This window comes from Streptomyces sp. MB09-02B (assembly GCF_033794485.1).
Taxonomy (GTDB): Bacteria; Actinomycetota; Actinomycetes; order Streptomycetales; family Streptomycetaceae; genus Streptomyces.
The window spans coordinates 1-3019 of record NZ_JARGEE010000678.1; the positions used below are offsets into that span (position 1 = coordinate 1).

General features: G+C 68.6%; 4 protein-coding genes. 2 read left to right on the top strand and 2 right to left on the bottom strand.

The genetic code is table 11. From position 1 onward, the window contains the following. Positions 1–24 precede the first annotated feature (24 nt). The gene (locus P1P70_RS42695; RefSeq protein ID WP_319247612.1) at positions 25–309 is read right to left on the bottom strand and encodes a hypothetical protein; all 285 of its coding nucleotides are present in this window, start codon (positions 307–309) and stop codon (positions 25–27) included. Positions 310–376: 67 nt separating this feature from the next. Between P1P70_RS42695 and map the strand changes: the two genes are divergently transcribed. After that, the gene (gene map / locus P1P70_RS42700) at positions 377–1234 is read left to right on the top strand and encodes a type I methionyl aminopeptidase (RefSeq protein ID WP_319247614.1); all 858 of its coding nucleotides are present in this window, start codon (positions 377–379) and stop codon (positions 1232–1234) included. Positions 1235–1444: 210 nt separating this feature from the next. Beyond that, positions 1445–2113, top strand: a complete 669-nt coding sequence (locus tag P1P70_RS42705; RefSeq protein ID WP_319247616.1) for a biliverdin-producing heme oxygenase — start codon at positions 1445–1447, stop codon at positions 2111–2113. Positions 2114–2218: 105 nt separating this feature from the next. Here P1P70_RS42705 and P1P70_RS42710 read toward each other — a convergent pair whose 3' ends face one another. Continuing rightward, on the bottom strand, positions 2219–2863 hold the full coding sequence (locus tag P1P70_RS42710) for a PhzF family phenazine biosynthesis protein (protein ID WP_319247618.1): 645 nt from the start codon (positions 2861–2863) through the stop codon (positions 2219–2221). Positions 2864–3019 lie beyond the last annotated feature (156 nt).

Sequence of the window (3019 nt, forward strand, 5' to 3'; positions counted from 1 at the left end):
TTTTTTTTTAAGAAGAAGCGGGATTTAGGTTTTTTCGCCTTTCTTTTGGGTTGGGGGATGTTTATAAGAACAAGGGCGGAAGTGGGGGGTGCCGTGGGGGGTGGGGGTGTCGTGCCAGCGGGGGTCGTTCTCCCACTCCGCGTTGCGTTCCTGGGCCGTTTCCATGGCTCGGGTGGCGTCCTGGCGGGAGGCATAGGGGCCCATGCGGTCCTTGCCGGGGCAGTCGGGGCCCTCTTCGACCTTCTTGTGCTCCAGGCAGTAGAACCACTCACCGGGCTTGCCGGCCGTACGCCGTTTGAACAGGGGCATGACCTGAGTTCCCTTCGCCAGTCGTCACCGACATGGTCCCCCACCACCGCTGGTTAAACTCGCTGGCATGTCTGGCCAGTCGCTGCTCGCACCGGGGAAGCTCTCCCCCGCCCGCCCCGTACCGGGGAACATCCGCCGTCCCGAGTACGTGGGCAAGCCCGCCCCGACTCCGTACACCGGGCCGGAGGTGCAGACCCCGGAGACGATCGAGGCGATGCGGCTCGCCGGCCGGATCGCGGCCCGGGCGATGGCCGAGGCGGCCAAGCACATCGCCCCCGGGGTCACCACGGACGAGCTGGACCGGGTCGCGCACGAGTACATGTGCGACCACGGCGCCTACCCGTCGACGCTCGGCTACCGCGGCTTCCCCAAGTCGCTGTGCACCTCGGTCAACGAGGTCATCTGCCACGGCATCCCCGACTCGACCGTGCTGAACGACGGCGACATCGTCAACCTGGACGTGACGGCGTACATCGGCGGCGTGCACGGCGACAACAACGCCACGTACCTGGTGGGGGACGTCGACGAGGAGTCGAGGCTGCTCGTCGAGCGGACCCGGGAGTCGCTCGCCCGCGCCATCAAGGCCGTCAGGCCGGGGCGGCAGATCAACATCATCGGGCGCGTCATCGAGTCGTACGCGAAGCGGTTCGGGTACGGGGTCGTGCGCGACTTCACCGGGCACGGGATCAACTCGTCGTTCCACTCCGGGCTGATCGTCCCGCACTACGACTCCCCGCACGCCACCACCACCATCCAGACCGGGATGACCTTCACCATCGAGCCGATGCTCACGCTCGGGTCGTACGACTACGACATGTGGGACGACGGCTGGACCGTCGTGACCAAGGACCGCAAGCGGACCGCGCAGTTCGAGCACACGCTGGTGGTCACGGAGAGCGGAGCGGAGATCCTCACGCTGCCGTAGTTCCGCCCAGCCTCGACGTGAGGAAAGAGCCCGCCGTCGGCCTCCGGTCCGCGGCGGGTTCTTTCGTGCGTGGATTCGATGTGGGGCCGGAGGGGATTCGGGGTAGCGTTTTTACCGACAGGGAGTCGGGAACCTGTTGACTTAGGTAAGCCTAAGTATAGAAAATGGCGGCAGGTTCTCGTCCATCCCCCATAGGCACCGGAGGCCTCCATGAACGCGTCGGTCACCTCGGACACGGCGTTCTCCACGCTCATCCGCACCGCCTCGCACGAGCAGCACACCGAGGCGGAGAGCACGACGTTCATGGGCGACATGCTGGGCGGCAAACTCGGCGTCGAGGCGTACACCCGGTACACCGAGCAGCTGTGGTTCGTGTACGAGGCGCTGGAGAGCGCCGCTCCGGCGCTGGCCGACGACCCGGTCGCGGGGCCGTTCGTCCAGCCCGAGCTGATGCGGCTCGGCGCGCTGGAGCGGGACCTGGAGCATCTGCGCGGCCCCGGCTGGCGGGCGACGCTCACGGCGCTGCCGGCGACCGAGGAGTACGCGGCGCGGGTCGCGGAGTGCGCGCGTACCTGGGCCGGCGGGTATGTGGCCCACCACTACACGCGCTACCTCGGCGACCTGTCCGGTGGGCAGATCATCCGGGACCGGGCGGAGAAGACGTGGGGCTTCGCCAAGAAGGGCGACGGGGTGCGGTTCTACGTCTTCGAGGAGATCACCAACCCGGCCGCGTTCAAGCGGGGGTACCGGGAGCTGCTGGACCAGGTGCGCGCCGACGAGTTGGAGAAGCAGCGGATCGTGAGTGAGTGCAAGCGGGCGTTCGCGCTCAACACCGCGGTCTTTCTTGCCTTGGGGGACGAGTTTCCCCTGAGTGCATGAGGCTCCGCCGGGGGGTCGATCGTTCGCTGCGGGTGAGTGGGGGCTGGTCGCGCAGTTCCCCGCGCCCCTGAAAACACAAGAGTCCGGCCCCGCTTCCAAGGCGCCCTAGCGTTCCAGGAACACCCGTCCCCCGACCTCGACCCAGCCGTGCGGCTGTGGTGCTGTCAGGAGTTGGGAGCCGGTGCCCTGGGTGATGTTCAGGGCGCGGCCCAGTTGGGCGGTCAGTTGCAGGGCGGCCGCGCCGGTGGCCTCGTCCTCGTCGATGCCGTCGTCGCGGCCGGGGAAGGCGCGGGCGCGGACACGGCCGGCGGCCTCGTCCTCCCAGGCCCAGGCATAGATCCACTCGCCGGGCGGCGGAACGCGCAGGTCGTCGACCTCGGCGGCGGAGGCGTACTGGCGCAGCGTGCGGGGCGGGGCCCATTCCGGCAGGGCCTCGATCCAGCTGAACTCACCGTCCAGCCGGGCCCCGACCAGTCCGGCCGGGGTGACCAGTTCGGGCACGTCGAGCAGCCAGGCCGCGCCGACGCAGGGGTGTCCGGCGAAGGGCAGGCGCGCCGAGGGGGCGTAGATGTCGATGACACCACGCTCGGGGTCGTCCACGAACACGGTCTCGCTGAAGCCGAGTTTGGCGGCGAACTCCTGGCGCTCGGCACGGTCGGGCATGACGGAGCCCTCGCGGACGACGCCCAGTTCGTTGCCGTATCCGCCACGGGGTCCGCAGAACACCCGCAGCACATCGAAGTCGGTCACCCCCGCATTGAAACATCAACCAGGCCCCGGGTCGTACCAGGTCACCGCACCGCCGGAGAACGACCGGCAGCCCCGAACCCACCCGCGAGAGGACCAAGTGACCGTACTGGACAAGCCGGTTGAGCCGGAGAGGGCCGACGGCTCCGACGGGGCGGG

Excerpts from the sequence above, each read along its gene's own strand:
- P1P70_RS42695 (WP_319247612.1), bottom strand. The coding sequence starts at position 309 with ATGCCCCTGTTCAAACGGCGTACGGCCGGCAAGCCCGGTGAGTGGTTC.
- map (WP_319247614.1), top strand. The coding sequence starts at position 377 with ATGTCTGGCCAGTCGCTGCTCGCACCGGGGAAGCTCTCCCCCGCCCGC.
- P1P70_RS42705 (WP_319247616.1), top strand. The coding sequence starts at position 1,445 with ATGAACGCGTCGGTCACCTCGGACACGGCGTTCTCCACGCTCATCCGC.